1 protein-coding gene is annotated in these 1,308 nt (G+C 53.3%); it reads left to right on the top strand.

Annotated elements, in window-relative coordinates; all coding sequences use genetic code 11:
* Positions 1 to 97: 97 nt before the first annotated feature.
* The coding region (locus HWQ67_RS18780) for a serine/threonine-protein kinase (RefSeq protein ID WP_218254222.1) at positions 98 to 1,308 on the top strand (1,211 nt) is incomplete at its 3' end.

The raw sequence follows: 1,308 nt of genomic DNA, 5'->3' as shown, positions 1-1,308 counted from the left end.
ACAACCCCCCGCAAGATGGGGTCAAGGGGTCTGTGACCCCTTGCGGGGGAGGTCTGAGGAGGGGGCGGAGCCGCCCTCCTTCTCTCTTCTTTTGAGGATGCAGCAGATATCAGACTATAACAACCCGGAGCTTATCTACGAGAGTTCCAATTCTCTGGTGTACCGGGCGACCCACAAGGATACACGACAGCCTGTAGTCCTCAAACGACTGCGGGAGGACTATCCGCTGCCACACAAACTGGCAGGATTTCAGCGGGAGTATGAAATTGCCGGGTCATTTGACGACCCCGGAATTATCAAGGTCTATGCCCTGGAGAAATATCACGGCACCTGGTTTTTGATCATGGAGGACTTCGGAGGACAATCCCTCGATAGTATGATATCGTCCAGCGGGCTGGATGTCTCAGTGTTTTTGTCCCTTGCAGTGCAGATGGCCGATTGCCTGTCGGTGGTTCATCGCCGGAGGGTCATCCACAAAGACATCAACCCATCCAACGTCCTGTGTAATCCCAAGACCGGCCAAGTCAAACTGATTGACTTTGGTCTGTCCACCGCCCTTCGCCGCGAGACGGTGCGCCTTTTGAACCCCAATGTCCTGGAGGGAACACTGGCCTATATCTCCCCCGAACAAACCGGCAGGATGAATCGTCCGGTAGATTATCGCTCTGACCTGTATTCCCTGGGGGTCACATTTTATTTCATGCTTTTTGGGACACCGCCCTTTGTCAGCACAGACCCCATAGAACTGGTGCATTGCCATATCGCCAGGGAACATGTATGTCCACCCGACGTCAATGTCCCCGACATGCTGGTGGGGATCATCGGACGGTTGATGAACAAGACCGCAGAGGCACGCTATCAGAGCGCACTGTCGCTGAAACATGACCTGGAAATCTGCCGTGGGCAATGGGAAGCCTCACAACGGATCTCTCACTTTGTCCTGGGAAAAAACGACCACTTTGAACAGTTTCATATCCCCCATACACTCTATGGCCGACAGAGAGATATACAGGTCTTGCTGGAGGGCTTTAACCGCACGCAGGCAGGTAAGTCCGAACTGATACTGGTAAGCGGATACTCCGGTATCGGAAAGTCCTCCCTCGTTGCTGAAATCCACAGGCCTATCGTAGAAAAACGCGGACATTTTATCTCAGGCAAGTTCGATCAATACCAGCGCAACATACCCTACTCTGCCTTGATTGAGGCATTTCGAACCCTGTTGCAACACATCCTCACGGAACCGGAGGCCGTGATTGCCACCTGGAGAGAGCAAATACTCAAGGCGGTGGCAGACAACGGACAGTTGAT

The sequence above is a fragment of the Candidatus Magnetobacterium casense genome (assembly GCF_019173545.1).
GTDB classification, from domain to species: Bacteria; Nitrospirota; Thermodesulfovibrionia; order Thermodesulfovibrionales; family Magnetobacteriaceae; genus Magnetobacterium; species Magnetobacterium cryptolimnobacter.
This window is presented reverse-complemented; position numbering and strand designations above follow the sequence as displayed.